Below are 16,745 nucleotides of genomic sequence, written 5' to 3' on the forward strand. Positions count from 1 at the left end.
TCAGCATAGCAGCCGCCGGGGTGACTTCAATACGGCAGGCCGCGTTCGACAGGCCGGGCCCACTGGTTCACGGGCCCGTCTCACCGAGCCATGCGGCTGCCGGAGAACAGGGGGTTGAGGCTGAAACCGATGCCGAGGCGATGAGTGCGGTGATCGAAGTCGATCAGGCTCTCGCCGAAGCCGTAGTAATACTGGACGTGGCCCCGGACATTGCCGAACAGTGGCCAGGAGTAGTCGAGCTGGGTGCCCATGTTGCCGGTACCGGGGTTGCCGCGCCACAGCAGGCTCAGTTCCTGGTCACCGAAACGACGGGCGACGGTGACATCGCCGTGGCCGACGAAGCGCTCGATGTCGGGGTTGTCATCATCCTCTGCGGATTCAGGGATTCGCCAATGGGGCGCCAGGCTGAATGCCCAGTCGCCGTTGATGAAGGTCGATGTCAGGATCACCCGGTTCCAGCTGCGAGACTGGTCACCGGAGCGACCGTTGGACTGGTGGTTGAAGCCCAAGCGGTTGTTGATGTTGGTCCAGCCGAGCAGCGACCAGCGGCTATCGAAGTCCAGAAAGACCTCGGGTTCGAAGTTGGTCTCGCGGAAGGGCGCAGAGGCGTCGCCATTGTAGGCCTGCCACCAGCTGCGCTGGGTATAGGCGAAGATGAGGTCGCCATTGCCGCCGAACAGGTCCTCGGCCAGGTTGACCTTGGCGCTGAACTGGAACTTTATCTCGGTGCGATCGGTGGTGGTGCTGTCGCTGTCGAAGCCCTCTCTGTTGGGGTTGTCATTGTAGCTCAGCGGCAGCAGATAGTTGCGTCGGTGCATGGTGATGGCGTAGGGGTTGCGTGAGGACTCCCTCTCGAGCTCGCGGCGCTCCTCCACCGCTTCGAGGTCCTGTTCGATCTCGGCGGAGAGTTGCTCCGCCGGGTCGGAAGCCTCGTCCCGGGCCTGCCGATCATCCTCGGCCAGTTGCTGGCGCAGCGAGTCGAGTTCGTTGCTCAGGGCGTCGACGCGCGATTCGATGGCGGCTCGCTCGTCCGCGGTGAGACGCTCGGCTTCGGCCAGGGCCAGGGAGGCCGGCCCTAGCAGCAGCAGTGGCAGGGCGAGCAGCGAGACTGAACGAGGGGGGATCATGGCATCGTCGACCGTGTGTGGCATATGACCGCTCTTCTACCATGCCCGGGGGGCAAGTCAACCGTGGCGCTGGGGCGACGCCCCTGTGGCCAGGTGGCGACGCATTGCCTTGCGGCGCCGGGAAGCCGAGAATTGGCCCTAGGCTTTGCCCGAAAACTGCCTGCGCTCGCCCATACGGCGTTAAAAATCAGCTTAAAATGCTCATTTACATCCACGTAAACTCCGCTTTTGCGCTGATTTTTGCCTTGTCTGGCCATCGCTCGCCGACTTTTCGGACAAAGCCTGGGAGCCTGTCGGACTTAACGCTGATCTGCTACGAAACCCGGGCTTTCGGCCAATTTCATTCGATCTGATTCGTTAAATAGCGCGCTATTCGCCTCATCAGATCATAAACTTGTCTCGAAATCCGTCTTTCTCGCGACGATCGGTCAAATGCGACAGGCTCCTAGCGGCCGGCTCGGCCAGGATGCTGCCCAAGGGAGTCAGTGATCAGGATGCGATGTGTGCGAGTCTCCCGGGGGTGGGAGCATATCAGGCGGGCCATGGTCGGGTGGATGACGCTGCTGCTGCTGTGTGTGGCGTTCGAGGTCCGCGCCGATGAGACGCTGCCCGAGCGAGCCGTGGTGGAAGAGCGCCTCGCGGCATTGCAGCCCGGGGAGGGCGAGTCCCTCGGCGATGCCGATCAACGCCGTGTCGAGGCGCTCGAGGCGACCCTGAAGGGGCTGGAGCGACTGGCCGAGACGGAGGAGCGCCTGCAGGCCCTGGAGGAACGGGTGGAGCAGGCGCCGGCCGAGTTGCTGCGCCTGCAGCGGGAGCTGCGGGAGGAAGAGGAGGAGGCCGCGGCACTCTCCGCCACCGGCCTGGACGACGAGCCCCTGGAGGAACTCGAATATCGCCAGCAGGAGGCGGTGCTCGAGCTGCAGCAACTGCAGGATCGTCTCGCCGAGGTCAATTCCCAGCTGCTCTCCGCCCAGACCCTGCCCGAGCGGGCCCAGCAGGCGATTGCCGAGGCGATGCAGGCCGTCGAGACGTCGCGTCGCTCGCTGGACGAACTGGAGGTGCGCGACCTGGCCGAGGATGATCCGCGGCTCTGGCGGCAACGGGTCGAGCGGCGTCTGGCGGAACAGACCCTGCGCCTGCACCAGCGTGAGCTGGGCACCAACACCCGCTTGCGCGAGCTGGCCCAGCAGCGGCGTGACCTGCTGTCGCAGCAGATCACGCGTCAGGAGACCGAACTGGCGCTGCTGCAGAGCGTCATCGAGCGCAAGCGCAGGATCGCTTCGGAGCAGGCGATCGCCGATGCCGCGCGGGACGACCCGCTGCTCGAGGCCGGACATCCCGTGCTGGAGCGGGCCCAGCAGATCAACCGGGACCTGAGCCTGGAGCTGCTGCGCGCCAACGACCGCAACAACAGCCTGGTGCGGGACAGCCTGGCGATCCGCAGCCAGCTCGACCATGTGCGCCAGCTGCAACGCAGCCTCAACGAGCAGATCGAGGCGATCCGCGGCAGCCTGCTGCTGTCGCGGATCCTGCGCGAGCAGCGCCGCTCGCTGCCCCAGGTGGATGCCCGCCGCGACCTCCAGGACGAGATCGCCGACCTGCGCCTGCGCCAGTTCGACCTGGTCCGCCAGCGCGACGCCTTGCGGCAGAGCGAGCGGCTTGCCAACCAGCGGCTGGAGGAGGCGGGCATCGAGATCAGTCCCGCCCTGGTCGAGTCGCTGCAGGGCCTCTACCAATCGCGTCGCGAGCTGGTCGACCAGCTCGAGCAGTCCTACGGCAATCTGCTCAGCGCCGCCATCGAGCTGCAGCTCAACCAGCAGCAGTTGCTGGAAACCTCACGGGAGCTGCGCACCACCATCGACGAGCAGCTGTTCTGGATCGCCAACACCCGGCCGCTGGATCTCTCCTGGCTTCGCCAGTTGCCCTCGCACCTGCTCACCGAATGGGAGGAGGGCGAATGGCGTGAGGTGCTGCCGGTGCACTGGCGGATGCCCGGCGCCGAGGCGCTCCTCGCTGTCCCCTTGCTGCTGGTGGTGGCCGTGCTGCTGTGGTGCCGCCGGCGCATCCAGGCCCGGCTCGCCGTGCTGCACGAGCAGATAGGCCGGTTGCGCAGCGACAGCCAGGGCCATACGCCCCAGGCGGTGGCCCTGAACGCCCTGCTGGCGCTGCCCGGGCCGCTGGCGCTGGCCGGGGTGGGCGTGGCGCTGGTGGCGGGGGGCCATGGTATCGCCATCGGGCTCGGCCAGGCCTTCTGGCATCTCGCCCTGGCCTGGGCCGTGATCGCCTGGTCGCGGCGTCTGCTGGTGAGGGACGGCGTGGCCACCAAGCACTTCTACTGGCCGGCGGGCTACGTCGCCCGGCTGCGCTGGCTGCTGCTGTGGCTGGGGGTGGCACTGGTGCCGGTGCTGCTGATCTCGACCCTGGCGCGGGACGGCGATATCAGCCTGACCCAGCGCCCGCTGGCGCTCGGGCTACTGCTCGGTGGCCTGGTGGCGATGAGCGTGCTGGCGGCCAGGCTGATCCTCGCCCATACGCCCTTCTTCGGGGTCAAGCTGTTCCGCTTGATTCTCGGCCTGACCATGGCCGCGGTCCCGCTGGTCTTCATCGGCCTGATCGTCGCCGGCTACGAATACACGGCGCTGAGCCTGGTGGGGCGCTTCGTGATCACCCTCTACCTGCTGGGCCTGTGGATCCTGGTCGAGTCCACCGTGGTGCGGGGGCTGGCGGTGGCGGCGCGTCGCCTCGCCTTCCGGCGCGCCCTGGCACGGCGCCGTGCCCAGGTGCAGGAGGGGGCCGAGGGCGGGCTCGAGGTGGTGGAGGAGCCACCGCTGGACATGGAGCAGATCAACCAGCAGTCGCTGCGGTTGTCCAAGTTGATCCTGCTGATCGGTTTCGCGGTGCTGCTCTACCTGGTCTGGGCGGATCTGCTGACGGTGCTGCGCTACCTGGACCAAGTGGCGATCTGGGGCGATGGCGAGGACGCCGACCTGGTCACCAGCGCCCTCTCGGTGGCCGATATCTTCACCGCGCTGCTGGTCTTCGCGCTGACCCTGATGATGGCCCGCAACCTGCCGGGGCTGCTCGAGGTGATGGTGCTGTCGCGCCTGGAACTCAAGCAGGGCAGCGCCTATGCCATCACCTCGCTGCTCTCCTACGCCATCGTCGGTACTGGCCTGGTGATGTCCCTGGCGACCCTGGGCGTGGCCTGGAGCCAGCTGCAGTGGCTGGTGGCGGCGATGGGGGTGGGGTTGGGCTTCGGCCTGCAGGAGATCTTCGCCAACTTCGTCTCGGGGCTGATCATCCTCTTCGAGCGGCCGGTGCGGATCGGCGACACCATCACCCTGGGCAACCTGACCGGCACGGTGAGCAAGATTCGCATCCGGGCCACCACGGTCACCGACTTCGACCGCAAGGAGATCATCATCCCCAACAAGACCTTCGTCACCGACCAGCTGATCAACTGGTCGTTGTCGGATACGATCACCCGGGTGGTGCTCGCCTACGGGGTCGCCTACGGCTCGGATCACCGCCTGGTGCATCGCCTGCTGCGACAGGCCGCCGACGAGAACCCGCGGGTGCTGGCCGACCCCGAGCCCCAGGTGTTCTTCATGGACTACGGCGAGAGCACCCTCAATTTCGAGCTGCGCATCTTCGTCAACAGCCTCGGTGACCGGCTCTTCGCCACCGACGAGATCAACTGCCGGGTGGGCGAGCTGTTCGCCGAGCACGAGGTCGATATCGCCTTCAACCAGCTCGATGTGTGGCTGCATCGCACCGACGGGACGGTGAAGAAGGTGCAGAGCGCCACGCCCGGCCGGGTGACCGATCCGGCCTTCCCGCCGCCCGGGGCCAGGGGCGACCCGGGGCATTTCGATGACGGAGACGCCGATGGCGGGCGTTGAGACTCACGAGCGTCGTCGTCAGTCCGCGGCGCCTCGCCGAACGGCGTGGAGCAGGAACTCCCGGTTGCCGTCGCCGCCGAGCAGCGGGCTCTCTCGCCAGTGCAGGATCCTGAAACCGTGCGCGTCGCAGCAGGTACGGATGGATGCCTCCACCTCGCCGTAGCGGGCCGGGTCGCTGACGATGCCGCGGGCATTGACGCCCCCGGGCCCCGCCTCGAACTGCGGCTTGACCAGGCTGAGCAGTTCGCCGCCGGGGGCGAGCAGGGCGGCGAGCTCGGGCAGGATCAGCGTCTGGGAGATGAAGGAGACGTCCATCACGGCGATATCGGGCCCCTCGGCACCCTGCGCCGCCAGGGCCCCGCGCAGCCGTGGCTCGCCCGCCATGGCGCGGGCGTTGAGCCCCTCCAGGCAGGTCACCCGCGGGTCGCCGCGAAGCTCGGGGTCGAGCTGGTCGTGGCCCACCTCCACGCCGATCACATGACGGGCGCCGAAGCGTAGCGCGCAGTCGGTGAAGCCGCCGGTGGACTGGCCCACGTCCAGCACCAGCTTCCCGGAGAGGTCGAGCCCCAGGGCCTCGAGCAGTGCCTCCAGCTTGAGCCCCGCACGGGAGACGTAGCGCTCCTCGGGGTCTTCCGTCACCGTCAGTTGCGCCTCGCCGGGCAGCTTCTCGCCGGGCCTGGTCAGCACCCGGCCAGTGCCGGCCAGGCTGACGCGGCCATGGCGGATCAGCCGCTGGGCGCGGGTGCGGGAACGGGCCAGGCCCTGGGTGACGAGCAGTTGGTCGAGGCGCGGCATGGGCGGGGCAGAGGCGCCTTACGGCCCCTCGTCGGCCTGCAGGCCCGTGGGCGGGATCCGGTCGACCCCCCAACTGCGGTGGATGTGGCCGGTGACCCGGTCGAGTTCCTCCTGGGTGATCTGGGCCAGCTCGCCGCGCTCCAGCGGGTCGTAGTGGAAGATGTAGAGGCGCGAGGCGAACTGCTCGAAGGGCAGCGATGACTCGCCAAACCGTTCTCCCTTGCCGGCGGTGCTCACCTGGATGCCGTCACCCCAGTCCTGGCCGCTGTCGTTGTTGGGGTTGAAGAAGTAGACCCGCATGACGTCGTTCGGGTCCAGCGAGACCCGCAGCACCGTGATGGCGTGCCAGCCGATGAAGCGGGCGGCGCTGTCGGTCACGGCGATACCCGCCGGCTGCGGGTGGATCAGCGGCTGGTTGCCGTTGTAGTAGGGGTGGTAGCTGGCATAGAAGTGGCGCAGGAAGGTGTCCACTTCGTGCAGCTGCCCGGTGGCCACGTCGACATTGATGCGAAAGCCCCGGCCCGACCACCAGCCGTGGAATTCCGGGTTCACCCAGCGGTGCGGGTCGCCCTCGCGGCCGATGCAGCGCCGCCCCATCTCGGCATAGATGCGGTCCAGGTGCGGCACCACGATTAGCGACACCGGGTCCAGGTCCATGGGCAGGGTCTGGGCCACGCCGGAGAGGCTCGCCATGGAGGAGAGCGGCATGCCTTCGAAGTGCATGATGATCTCGTCGTCGCGGGCCGCCCAGGCCACCATCTGCAGCAGGTAGTCGGGGTCGTTGTAGGCCCACATGGAGAGCGCCCTGGCCGACTGGCAGGTGGGGTTGTTGCCCTGACCCACGCCCAGCGGCTGCCCGAGCATGCACAGCACGCCTTCCAGCAGTCGCGCCCGCGGCGAGATGGCCTCGCCATAGGCCAGGTTCAGGCGTGCCTGGGACCACTCCGAGAGGGAGAGCCCCAACTGGCGCCACATGGCCGGGGCCACCGGTGGCTGGTAGAGGATGCCGCGCTCGAGCATCAGCGCCAGGCCATAGGTCGCCTGGGGGGTGGCCGGGTGGACGCCCCCGCGGATCAGGGCATGGACCAGCTCGCGGTAGCAGAGCAGGCAGTCGCGGCCGGTGGAGGAGAGCCCCAGCGCCTCGGCGAGCAGGTGGTCGCCATGGTCGAGCAGGTGGCGCAGCAGCACCGGATGGTAGGGCGATACCAGGCCGGTATCGTGCATGGCGCGGGCGAAGCCGGTGGCCTCGCTCTGGAGGGCGGAGCTGTCCATGCTCGAGAGTCGTTCGCGATAGACCTCCAGCCCCGGATCCTCGCGGCATGCCTGGGTGGGACCGAACAGCGAGCTGACCAGGCGGTCGGCGCCCTGGCCGCTGGTGCCCAGGTCGATCGCCGGGTTGGACTGGCAGATGGCGATCTGGGTGATCATCTGCTTGACCGGCTCGACCTGGATCGGACGCTGTTGCAGGATCCGCCAGATCTCCTCGATCAGCTTGTCGATGATGTGTTCGTAGCCGATGCGCTCGGCCAGGTGGCGGAACAGGTGGCGCGGGATCTGTGCCAGGCGACCCTGGGTCTCGCGCTCGGCCTCGCTGGGCGCGCCGAACAGCAGCCAGAGGTTGAGCGCCATCACCTGGGTCAGGTAGTGGTGGGCCTGCTCCGCCGAGACCAGCGGATGCAGGTACTCGCCCTTGGCCACCGCCAGCAGCCGCAGCTCGCTCAGGGCCTCGATCACCACGGTGTTGGGGTCGGCGCTCTTCAGCGCATGGGTGGTGAGCGAGGGCACCAGGTACTGGGGTGTCTCCCAGTCGGAGCCGAGGAAGACCCCGGCCTCCTCCAGTGCCCTGGCACGGGCCTCCACGGCGGCGGCGCCGCCCTCCTGAAGCAGCACGCGACGCGCGGTGTCCAGCACCCGGGGCAGCTTCCCTGGCTTGGCGAAGTCGAGTGATTTGGCGAGCAGGGTGGTCGCGTCATCGAGCTTCGCCAGCAGGCCGGCGAGCTTGTCGTCGCCTGCCGGCTCGTTTGTGTCTTGCGTAGGTCGGTGCGTCGTCACGCCGACTCCTTGTCGTCAGGCTGTCATCATCCCCATGACGCCTCGATCAGACATAGAAATCAAGCTCTTCCATATGCTTGAGCAGCTCCTTCATGCGCGCGGCCTCGTCGCCCTTGAAGTAGATCAGCCCCCAGTGGGTGCCGAAGGCGGTCCGCTTGGTGACGGTCTCCTCCATGGGCGGCGTCAATTCGTGGGACTCGAAGTAGGGGTCGTCCTCGACCTCTTCGGGAATCTCCAGCTTGCTGACCACCCGGCGGCGCGGGTAGACGCCGAAGCAGCCGGCGTAGCCGTCGGCATCGACCACTTCCTTCGGGAAGAAGGCGCTGACTTCTTCCGGCGTGGACTTGGGGTCGAACACCAGCATGCTGGCCTGGTAGGCGTTGAAGCCGTAGACCCGCTCGAGCAGTTCGAAGACCTTGAAGCCCGGCGGCCGGTAGGCGACCTCGCCGAAGTACATCTCGCCGTCGCTGGTGACGAAGTACTCGGGGTGGATCAGGCCGAACTCGATGTCGAAGGCCTTGATCAGCTTCTCGATCTGGGCGGTGATTTGCGGGCGATACTGCTCGAGTTCCGGCGAGGCGGGCACGAACACCGAGTAGCCCAGGGTCACGTATTCCGAGATGTTGAGGAAGGCGACCTTGCCGTTGTGGATCCAGGCCTCCACGGCAAACTCCCAGCCGTCCAGGTGCGACTCCATCAGCACCGGGAACTCCTCTTCGGGAATGGTATCGACCTCGTCCGGGGTACGGATCACCCGGTGGCCCAGGCAGCCGGCCTTGTCGAAGGCCTTGAGGTGAATGGGGTCGTTGGGGTCGCCGTCGAGCTTGAGCAGGGTCTGGTTGACCCGCTTGAGGAAGCGGATGACGTCTCCCTTGTCGTGGGCCTCCTCGAAGATGCCCACGCGGATGCCGCCCAACTGGGCGCGGCGCTTCATCAGCGCCTTGTCACGCAGCAGCAGCGACTGGCCGTAGAGCCGCGGGTTGTCGAGCAGCAGCGAGTTGATGGCACCGGCCCACTCCACCGTCTCCTCGAACAGTGGAATGGCCACGTCGACGCCCATCTCCTTGAGCGTCTCGGCGATCTCCATGGAGCGGTCGTTGAGGCGCTCGAAGTTCCAGGAAACGTGGGGAATGTCGTGCTTCTGGCAGTACTCCTCCGCCCAGTCCGGGGCGACCACCACATAGCGTCTATCGAAGTTCTCGGCGGCTTCGATGGCATTCAGGCTCCAGCCCAGCAGGGCGATGTAGCCCTTGTTCGGATCCTTCTTCATGGGGCGCCTCCAGATGTCGGCAATGGATGATTCCTCCCTGACGGGAGTGACTGTCGGAAGGAAGAGAATACCCCTCACCATACACCAGGGGGCGAAGGGTGACATCCTCGCGTCGCCGCGCGAGCGTTCCAACGGGTGCCGCCCCTTGCCGCCATGGCGGGCCGCTGTTATAGTGCCCGCGCACTCGACAAGCCCTTGATGCGACGTCGAGTTTGATGCCTCGAGCCAGGCTCGGGAAGCATCCGCTGTGGTGGCCCCGTCGGTCCTCCCGCAACGCTAAACCGCAAACCCCGCCAGGCCCGGAAGGGAGCAACGGTAGTGGTGGACGCGTGTGCCGGGATGTGGCTGTCGGGGCCGCCTCCATTTCGGCGGTGCCATCCCCCCTCCGGTGCCTGCCTGTTTCCGTCTTTCCGCCAGTTTCCCCCTGCGTCCCTACTGCTTCCATGACAGTACCGCAGCCCCGGTGCGCAACCGTCATTCAGCGGCGTCCCTGTGGTGTCGGCCAGGGCACCGTTCCGATGCACTCCTCCTCGATCACTGTCTGCAGCGTCAGCGGGAAGTCGTCCCGGTGCCGGCCTTCGTTCGCGAGCGGCGCAGGGGGCTGCAGTGGGCCATGCCGACGACGGCGGATGAATCTTCGTCACTGGAGCCGCGCATTCTCCGCGGAAGCCGATACACTGTAACCAGGGCGGGTCGTGATATTCATGCATCGACCCCATCGGCCGCAGGAGTGCAAGAGGGGATGGGGGGCGGGGTGACGCAGGCGCAGCGGCGCATCGTGACACTGGCCATGATGGGGATCCTGGCCACGGGCGCTCTGGTGGGGGCGAGTACTGCGGTGCCGCTCTTTCATGTCACCCGAGACAGGCTGGAAACCACCACGCTGGCCAGCCTCCAGACCCAGGCGGGTGCCCTGGACCATCAGCTGCGTCACTTCGAGGATCTGGCTCGACAGGTGGCCAGCGACGACGAGATCCGTCGGCGTCTGGTGTCCCATGTCGACGGTGAATCCAGTCGCTCCTGGCTGGTCGCCTACAATGCCCCACGGCTGCGCGATGCCATGGTCCAGTCCGACGAGATCGTCGGGGTGGTACGCCTGGGCCCCGCGGGGGAGCCGCTGCTGGCCCTCGGCCGCACCCCGCAGGCGCCGCGGGAAGTGCCACCCGGTGAGAGCGAGACGAGTTCGCCAGCCCGGTTGGTGCGGGTGGATGAGTCGCTGGTGCTGGAGGTCGCGGCGCCGATCATCGCCCCGGGTGGTGAGCCCATCGGCACCGAGCTGTTCTACTTCCGGGTGGATACCCTGCTGGCGCTGCTGGCCGGTGCCGATAGCGTCGGACCCGGGGCGAGCCGGTATCTGGTGGCGCTGGAGAGCGGGATCCTGCTGGGTGCCGGCGATGACGGAGCGCCCCTGACCCGGGAGCCGGATGCACTGGAGCAGGCCAGGGTGCAGGCCCTGGCCGCAGGGCAGTCCGGGGTCGACAGGACCGGCATGGGCGATGGCGAGCAGGTGTTGATCGCTGTGCCCATGTCGACGCCGGGCTGGGGGTTGCTGGTGGAGCTGCCGGCCGGCAGTTTCTATGCCGAGGTCTTCAGGGTGCTGTACTGGCCGCTGCTGGCCACCCTGATCATGATGTTGCTGGGGGCCCTGGTCACGGCCCGGGTGCTCAAGCCGTTGCTGTCGCGCATCGACGAGCAGGCCCGGCGCCTCGAGGAGTCGGCCCACTATGATGCCCTCACCCAGCTGCCCAATCGCTTCTACCTCAGTCAGTGTCTCGAGGCGGCGCTGGAGACGGCGGCGGCGGAGCGGTCCCGGCTCGCCGTGCTGTTCCTCGACCTGGACCACTTCAAGGGCGTCAACGACAGCCTTGGCCACCCCTTGGGTGACCGCCTGCTGCGGGCGGTCGGCCGGCGATTGTCGCAGGTACTGCGCGACCGGGACCAGCTGGGTCGGCTGGGCGGCGACGAGTTCCTGATGGTGATCGAGCGCCTGTCGGCCCCCGCGGAGGCCGATGGAGTGGCTAACCAGTTGATCGGCGCGCTGGTGGAGCCCTTCCACGTCGGGGGGCACGAGATCTTCATCGGGGCTTCCATCGGCATCAGCCTGTTTCCCGAGGACGGCACGACCAGTGAGGCGCTGATCCGCAACGCCGATACCGCCATGTATCGGGCCAAGGCCCTCAAGCGCAACACCTGGCAGCGCTACACCGCGGCGCTGGGAGAGGAGAGCCGGGAGCGCTTCGATATCGAGGTGGGGTTGCGCCGGGCGCTCGAGCGCAACGAGCTGCAACTCTACTTCCAGCCCCAGGCCTTCGTCGACGGGGGCCGGGTGTTCGGTGCCGAGGCACTGACTCGCTGGGTCTCGCCGGAGGGCGAGATGATCATGCCGGAGCGCTTCATCCCGCTGGCCGAGGAGTCGGGGCTGAGTCATGCGCTGGGGCGCTGGGTGCTTGACGAGGCCTGCCATCATGCACGTCGGTGGGAGCAGCGCGGGCTCGACCTGCAGGTGGCCGTCAACCTCTCCGGTGCCCAGGTGGTCAACGGCGATATCGTCGGCGACGTGCGCCGGGCGCTGCAGGAGAGCGGCCTGTCGCCGGAGCGGCTGGAACTGGAGATCACCGAGGGGTTCCTGATCAACCACGCCGACGAGGGCGTCGGGGTGCTGCACGAACTGCGCGAGCTGGGCGTGATGCTGGCGGTGGACGACTTCGGCACCGGCTACTCGTCGCTGGCCTATCTCAAGCGTCTACCCGTGCAACGGCTGAAGATCGATCAATCCTTCATCCGCGACGTGCCCGGCGACGCGGACGACGAGATCATCCTGGCCGCCATCCTGTCGATGGCCGGTCGGCTCGGGCTCGAGGTGGTGGCCGAGGGGGTCGAGCTCCCGGTGCAGCTCGATTTCCTGGCGGGCCGGGGCTGCGAGCGCTACCAGGGCTTCCTGTTGAGCCGACCCGTGCCGGCCGAGGTGTTCGATCGTCGCTGGGGGGGCGGAGCCGAGCTTTGCGACCCCGTCCCCAGCCGGTAGAATGAAGGGCGATACCCATGATCGGCGTGGCCAGCGGGAGTTCCGGGCGGCGTCGATCCTCGAGTCCGGCTGCCAGCCAGCCCAGCTGCAAGGATTCCGCGCTGCATGAGCTATCAGGTTCTGGCCCGCAAGTGGCGGCCGCGTACCTTCCATGAACTGGTCGGCCAGGAGCATGTCCAGCGGGCGCTGGTCAATGCCCTGGACCAGGGGCGCCTGCATCACGCCTACCTGTTCACCGGCACCCGCGGGGTGGGCAAGACCACCCTGGCGCGTATCCTCGCCAAGTGCCTCAACTGCACGGCACAGGGACATGGCGACGAGGGCATCACCTCGACGCCCTGCGGCGAGTGCGACAGCTGCCGGGCCATCGACGAGGGCCGCTTCGTCGACCTGATCGAGGTCGACGCCGCCTCGCGCACCAAGGTGGAGGATACCCGCGAGCTGCTCGACAACGTGCAGTACGCCCCGACCCAGGGGCGCTACAAGGTGTACCTCATCGACGAGGTGCACATGCTCTCCACCCACAGTTTCAATGCGCTGCTCAAGACCCTGGAAGAGCCGCCGCCCCACGTGAAGTTCCTGCTCGCCACCACCGACCCGCAGAAGCTGCCGGTCACGGTGCTGTCGCGCTGCCTGCAGTTCACCCTCAAGAACATGGCGCCGGAGCGCATCGTCGAGCACCTGACCCGGGTCCTCGAGGCCGAGTCGGTGCCCTGTGACGAGAGCGCCCTGTGGCTGCTGGGCAAGGCCGCCGATGGCTCCATGCGCGATGCCCTGAGCCTCACCGACCAGGCCATCGCCTTCGGCCAGGGGCAGGTGCGCCATGCCGACGTGGCGGCCATGTTGGGTACCCTGGATCACCGTCATGTGCTGGCACTGCTCGAGGCCCTGGCCGAGGTGGACGCCGGCCGCGTACTCGCCGAGGTCGCGGCCCTGGCCGAGCAGGGGCCCGACTTCGCCGCGGTGCTCGACGACGTCACCGGTGTGTTGCACCGCCTGGCCATCGCCCAGATGGTGCCCGAGGCGCTGGACAACGGTCATGGTGACCGCGAGGCGCTGCTGCAGCTGGCCGCCCGCTTCACCGCCGAGGACGTGCAGCTCTACTACCAGATTGGCATCCAGGGGCGCGGCGACATGGAGCACGCCCCCGACCTGCGCATGGCGTTGGAGATGACCCTGCTGCGCATGCTGGCCTTCCGTCCCCAGGGCGTGCCCCGGCCGGCGAAGACGCCACTGCCGCTGCGGGGGGGTAATGTCGACGAAGGGGCCGGCAATGGCGACGGCGAGTCGCCCGCGACCGGTGCCCCGGCCGTGCCGGCGGCGAGTGCGCCGCAGCAGGCGCCCGCCACGGCAGAAGCGCCTGCTGCCGGGGCCCCTCGTGCGGCGGCCCCCGTGTCACCCCCGGAAGCCGCGCCACCGGTCGAGCCCCAGGCGCCGCCAGCGAAAGAGCCGCCACCAGCGAAAGAGCCGCCGCCAGCGGAAGAGCCGCCGCCCTGGGAAGAGCGGCACGCAGCGCGCGGGGCGGATACCGCGCCCGAGCCGGTCGCCCCGGTGTCGCCGGAACCCGACCCCGCCCCTGCGGTGCCCGAGCCCGCGGCTTCGGCCCCCGAACCCGCCGTCTCGGCAGGGGGCGTCGAGGGGCATCTCGACCATGCCGGCTGGCTGGCCCGCTTCGAGTCATTGGGGCTGGGCGGCCTGACCCGCAACCTGGCGGCGAACTGCGTTGTCGAAGCCGATGACGGCGAGCGGCTGTTGCTGCGGCTCGACCCGGCGCTCTCGGCGATGAACGCCGAGGTGCATGTGGAACGCATCACCCAGGCGCTGGCGACGATCGGCATCGAGCGCCGCCTCAGCGTCGAGGAGGGGCCGCTCCCCGAGGGCATCGAGACCCCCAGGCGGCAGGCCGAGCGCCTGGCCGCCGAGCGCCATGCCGAGGCGGTTGAAGCGCTGAGTAACGACCCGCAGGTACAGCAGTTGCAGCAAGCCTTCGGTGCGCGGCTGATCGAATCCACGGTCAAGCCGGCCGATGCCGAGGCACGCGGCTGAGGCGCCGCACCCGATCACAGCGGCATTCACACGACCAAGAGAGGAATCCCCCATGATGAAGGGCGGAATGGGCAACCTGATGAAGCAGGCCCAGGAGATGCAGGAAAAGATGCAGCGCGTCCAGGAGGAGGTCGCCAAGGCCGAGGTCCTGGGCGAGGCCGGTGCCGGCATGGTCAAGGTAACCATGAATGGCCGCCATGATGTCAGCAAGGTCGACATCGACCCCAGTATCATGGAAGAGGACAAGGAGCTGCTCGAGGACCTGCTGGCCGCCGCGGTGAACGACGCCGTGCGCAAGGTCGAGGCCAACTCCCGTGAGAAGATGGAAGAGGCCACCGCGGGGCTGAACCTGCCGCCGGGCTTCAAGATGCCTTTCTGATGTCTGCCGGAAAGGGCTGCCAATGAGCTTCTCTCCCCTGGTCGATCGACTGATGGAGTCGCTGCGGGTGTTGCCCGGCGTCGGCCCCAAGACCGCCCAGCGCATGGCCATGCACCTGCTCGAACGCGACCGCGATGGTGGCCGGCGCCTGGCCGAGGTGCTGGGCGTGGCGCTGGAGGAGGTCGGCTACTGCCGGCGCTGCCGCACCCTCACCGAGGAAGCGGTCTGTACGCTCTGCGAAAGCCCGCGGCGCGACGACAGCGTGCTCTGCGTGGTCGAGTCTCCCGCCGACCAGTTGGCCATCGAGGAGGCTGGCGGTTATCGCGGCCGTTACTTCGTGCTGCACGGCCACCTCTCGCCGCTGGATGGCATCGGCCCCGAGGACATCGGCCTCGACCAGCTCGAGGCCCTGGTATCTGGAAGCGAGGCGGCCGAGGGCGGCGTCGAGGAGGTGATCCTCGCCACCAATCCCACCGTGGAGGGTGAGGCGACCGCCCACTACATCGCCTCCCAGCTCGCCTCCCGGGGCGTGACGCTCTCGCGCCTGGCCTATGGCGTGCCCATGGGCGGCGAGCTCGAGTACGTCGATGGCGGTACCCTGAGCCGTGCCTTCAACGGTCGCCTGCCGTTCCAGGGCGACTGATCCCCTTTCCCGTCCCACTGCCTGCCGGATGCCGCATGCCCCTGACCCCCGAGATTCACTGGATCGATACCCCCGCCGCCCTGGACGCCGCCTGTGCCGAGGTGGCCGGAGCGGAAGTGATCGCGTTGGACACCGAGTTCTTCCGCGAGAACACCTTTCACCCGGTGCCGGCACTGATCCAGTTCTCCGCCGGCGGCCCGGCCTTCGTCGTCGACCCGCTCGAGGTCGAGTGCACCGACGCCTTCCGGCGCCTGCTCTCCGAGGGGGCGCTCAAGCTGCTGCATGCCAGCAGCGAGGACCTCGAGGTCTTCGCCCACTGGGCCGGGGTGCCGCCCGCCCCGCTGGTCGACACCCAGCTCGCCCAGGGTCTGCTCGGCGAAGACCCCGCCATGGGCTACCAGCGGCTGGTGCAGCACTGGACCGGCGAGACCCTGCCCAAGGACGAGACCCGCTCGAACTGGCTGCTGCGCCCGCTCAGTGATGCCCAGCTGAGCTATGCCGCCCTGGACGTGGTCTACCTGGTGCAGGTGTGGGAGCACCAGCGCGAGTCGCTCGAGCGGCAGGGCCGGATGGCCTGGCTCGAGGCCGACTGCCGCGAGATGGTCGCCCAGGCGGCCCGCAGCGATGCCGCCGACGGCCAGTGGTACCTGCGCAACCGCCAGCTGTGGCGGCTCTCGCCGTGCCAGATCGAGGCCTACCGCCGGCTGACCACCTGGCGCGAGGGCGAGGCCCGTCGCCGTGACGTGCCGCGGGGCTGGCTGGTCAACGACCGCCTGCTCTACGCCATCGCCGAGCGGCTGCCCGAGAACCGCTACGAGCTGGCCCAGGTCGAGGAGGTCAAGCCGACGCTGGTCAAGCGCGAGGGCGACGCGCTGCTGACCCTGGTGCGCGAGGCGCTGCATGTCGACGAGCAGGCGTTGCCACCGGCGATGCCCTCGCCGATGGCGCCGGACTTCAAGAAGCGCCTCAAGGCCCTCAAGCGGGTGGTGAGGGGCGAGGCCGAGGCGTTGGGGTTGGCCCCCGAGGTGCTGATGCGCCGGCGCGACCTGGAGGCGCTGGTGACCGCCGACCTCGAGGGCGAACCGCTGCCGCTGCCCGGCGGCTGGCGTGGCGAACGATTGAACATGGGGCTCAGGGCGGCCCTGGACGAGGCGAATGACGGATGAGTGACGATCGAATGAAGGGCGACAAGCTGCTGTGCGAGATATTCAAGAGCCCGCGCCTGGACGAAATGTATCTCTACGTGGACAAGCGCAAGGGGCTCGGCGAGGTGCCCGAGGCACTGCTCGAGCGCTTCGGCAGGCCACTGCCGGCGATGACCCTGATCCTCACCCCGGAGAAGACGCTGGGCCGGGCGAAGGCCGCCGACGTCATGGCGGCGATTCGCGACAAGGGCTTCTACCTGCAGATGCCGCCGGCCAAGGAGGAGTACCTGCTCGACCTCTATCGCACGCCCACCGAGGCAAGATATTGATCCATCGCGCCCCAGGCTGCGCACAACCCGTT

At 68.1% G+C, this 16,745-nt stretch carries 11 protein-coding genes and 1 other RNA gene; 8 read left to right on the plus strand and 4 right to left on the minus strand.

Annotation, left to right across the window (positions count from 1 at the left end):
• Window positions 1–80 precede the first annotated feature (80 nt).
• Entirely contained in the window at window positions 81–1,151 is a 1,071-nt protein-coding gene (locus CR157_RS11740) for a phospholipase A (protein WP_258364142.1), read from the minus strand.
• 530 nt (window positions 1,152–1,681) lie between these two features.
• Here CR157_RS11740 and mscK point away from each other — a divergent pair.
• Window positions 1,682–5,029: a mechanosensitive channel MscK gene (gene mscK, locus CR157_RS11750; protein ID WP_258364143.1), complete on the plus strand. Its 3,348-nt coding sequence runs from the start codon at window positions 1,682–1,684 to the stop codon at window positions 5,027–5,029.
• A gap of 18 nt (window positions 5,030–5,047) precedes the next feature.
• Here mscK and CR157_RS11755 read toward each other — a convergent pair whose 3' ends face one another.
• Genes CR157_RS11755 through CR157_RS11765 form a run of 3 tightly spaced genes read right to left on the minus strand, consistent with a single transcriptional unit; the run spans window position 5,048 to window position 9,146 of the window.
• A complete protein-coding gene (locus CR157_RS11755) occupies window positions 5,048–5,824 on the minus strand; it encodes a TlyA family RNA methyltransferase (RefSeq protein ID WP_110283719.1) in 777 nt (258 codons plus the stop codon).
• Between the two features lie 18 nt (window positions 5,825–5,842).
• A complete protein-coding gene (locus CR157_RS11760; protein ID WP_110283720.1) occupies window positions 5,843–7,876 on the minus strand; it encodes a hypothetical protein in 2,034 nt (677 codons plus the stop codon).
• A 46-nt stretch (window positions 7,877–7,922) separates the two neighbouring features.
• A complete protein-coding gene (locus CR157_RS11765; RefSeq protein ID WP_110283721.1) occupies window positions 7,923–9,146 on the minus strand; it encodes an ATP-grasp domain-containing protein in 1,224 nt (407 codons plus the stop codon).
• Window positions 9,147–9,403: 257 nt separating this feature from the next.
• Between CR157_RS11765 and ffs the strand changes: the two genes are divergently transcribed.
• The 7 genes from ffs (at window position 9,404) to CR157_RS11800 (ending at window position 16,713) form a co-directional block, all read left to right on the plus strand.
• Window positions 9,404–9,500, plus strand: an RNA gene (gene ffs, locus CR157_RS11770) — signal recognition particle sRNA small type.
• 400 nt (window positions 9,501–9,900) lie between these two features.
• Window positions 9,901–12,171 (plus strand): putative bifunctional diguanylate cyclase/phosphodiesterase, encoded by a 2,271-nt coding sequence (locus tag CR157_RS11775; protein WP_146218678.1) that lies wholly within the window; start codon window positions 9,901–9,903, stop codon window positions 12,169–12,171.
• A 105-nt stretch (window positions 12,172–12,276) separates the two neighbouring features.
• Window positions 12,277–14,217 (plus strand): DNA polymerase III subunit gamma/tau, encoded by a 1,941-nt coding sequence (gene dnaX, locus CR157_RS11780; protein WP_110283723.1) that lies wholly within the window; start codon window positions 12,277–12,279, stop codon window positions 14,215–14,217.
• Window positions 14,218–14,269: 52 nt separating this feature from the next.
• The gene (locus CR157_RS11785; protein WP_110283724.1) at window positions 14,270–14,596 is read left to right on the plus strand and encodes a YbaB/EbfC family nucleoid-associated protein; all 327 of its coding nucleotides are present in this window, start codon (window positions 14,270–14,272) and stop codon (window positions 14,594–14,596) included.
• 22 nt (window positions 14,597–14,618) lie between these two features.
• Entirely contained in the window at window positions 14,619–15,239 is a 621-nt protein-coding gene (gene recR / locus CR157_RS11790; protein ID WP_110283725.1) for a recombination mediator RecR, read from the plus strand.
• 35 nt (window positions 15,240–15,274) lie between these two features.
• A complete protein-coding gene (rnd, locus tag CR157_RS11795) occupies window positions 15,275–16,405 on the plus strand; it encodes a ribonuclease D (RefSeq protein ID WP_110283726.1) in 1,131 nt (376 codons plus the stop codon).
• The gene (locus tag CR157_RS11800; RefSeq protein ID WP_110283727.1) at window positions 16,402–16,713 is read left to right on the plus strand and encodes a YcgL domain-containing protein; all 312 of its coding nucleotides are present in this window, start codon (window positions 16,402–16,404) and stop codon (window positions 16,711–16,713) included. The genes rnd and CR157_RS11800 overlap by 4 nt, the downstream gene beginning before the upstream one ends.
• Window positions 16,714–16,745: the final 32 nt, after the last annotated feature.

The organism is Halomonas sp. LBP4 (assembly GCF_003202205.1).
Classification (GTDB): Bacteria; Pseudomonadota; Gammaproteobacteria; order Pseudomonadales; family Halomonadaceae; genus Halomonas; species Halomonas flagellata.

Bases quoted from the DNA above. Each gene is read 5' to 3' on its own strand.
- CR157_RS11740 (WP_258364142.1), bottom strand. From the start codon at position 1,151: ATGCCACACACGGTCGACGATGCCATGATCCCCCCTCGTTCAGTCTCG.
- mscK (WP_258364143.1), top strand. From the start codon at position 1,682: ATGACGCTGCTGCTGCTGTGTGTGGCGTTCGAGGTCCGCGCCGATGAG.
- CR157_RS11755 (WP_110283719.1), bottom strand. From the start codon at position 5,824: ATGCCGCGCCTCGACCAACTGCTCGTCACCCAGGGCCTGGCCCGTTCC.
- CR157_RS11765 (WP_110283721.1), bottom strand. From the start codon at position 9,146: ATGAAGAAGGATCCGAACAAGGGCTACATCGCCCTGCTGGGCTGGAGC.
- dnaX (WP_110283723.1), top strand. From the start codon at position 12,277: ATGAGCTATCAGGTTCTGGCCCGCAAGTGGCGGCCGCGTACCTTCCAT.
- CR157_RS11785 (WP_110283724.1), top strand. From the start codon at position 14,270: ATGATGAAGGGCGGAATGGGCAACCTGATGAAGCAGGCCCAGGAGATG.
- recR (WP_110283725.1), top strand. From the start codon at position 14,619: ATGAGCTTCTCTCCCCTGGTCGATCGACTGATGGAGTCGCTGCGGGTG.
- rnd (WP_110283726.1), top strand. From the start codon at position 15,275: ATGCCCCTGACCCCCGAGATTCACTGGATCGATACCCCCGCCGCCCTG.
- CR157_RS11800 (WP_110283727.1), top strand. From the start codon at position 16,402: ATGAGTGACGATCGAATGAAGGGCGACAAGCTGCTGTGCGAGATATTC.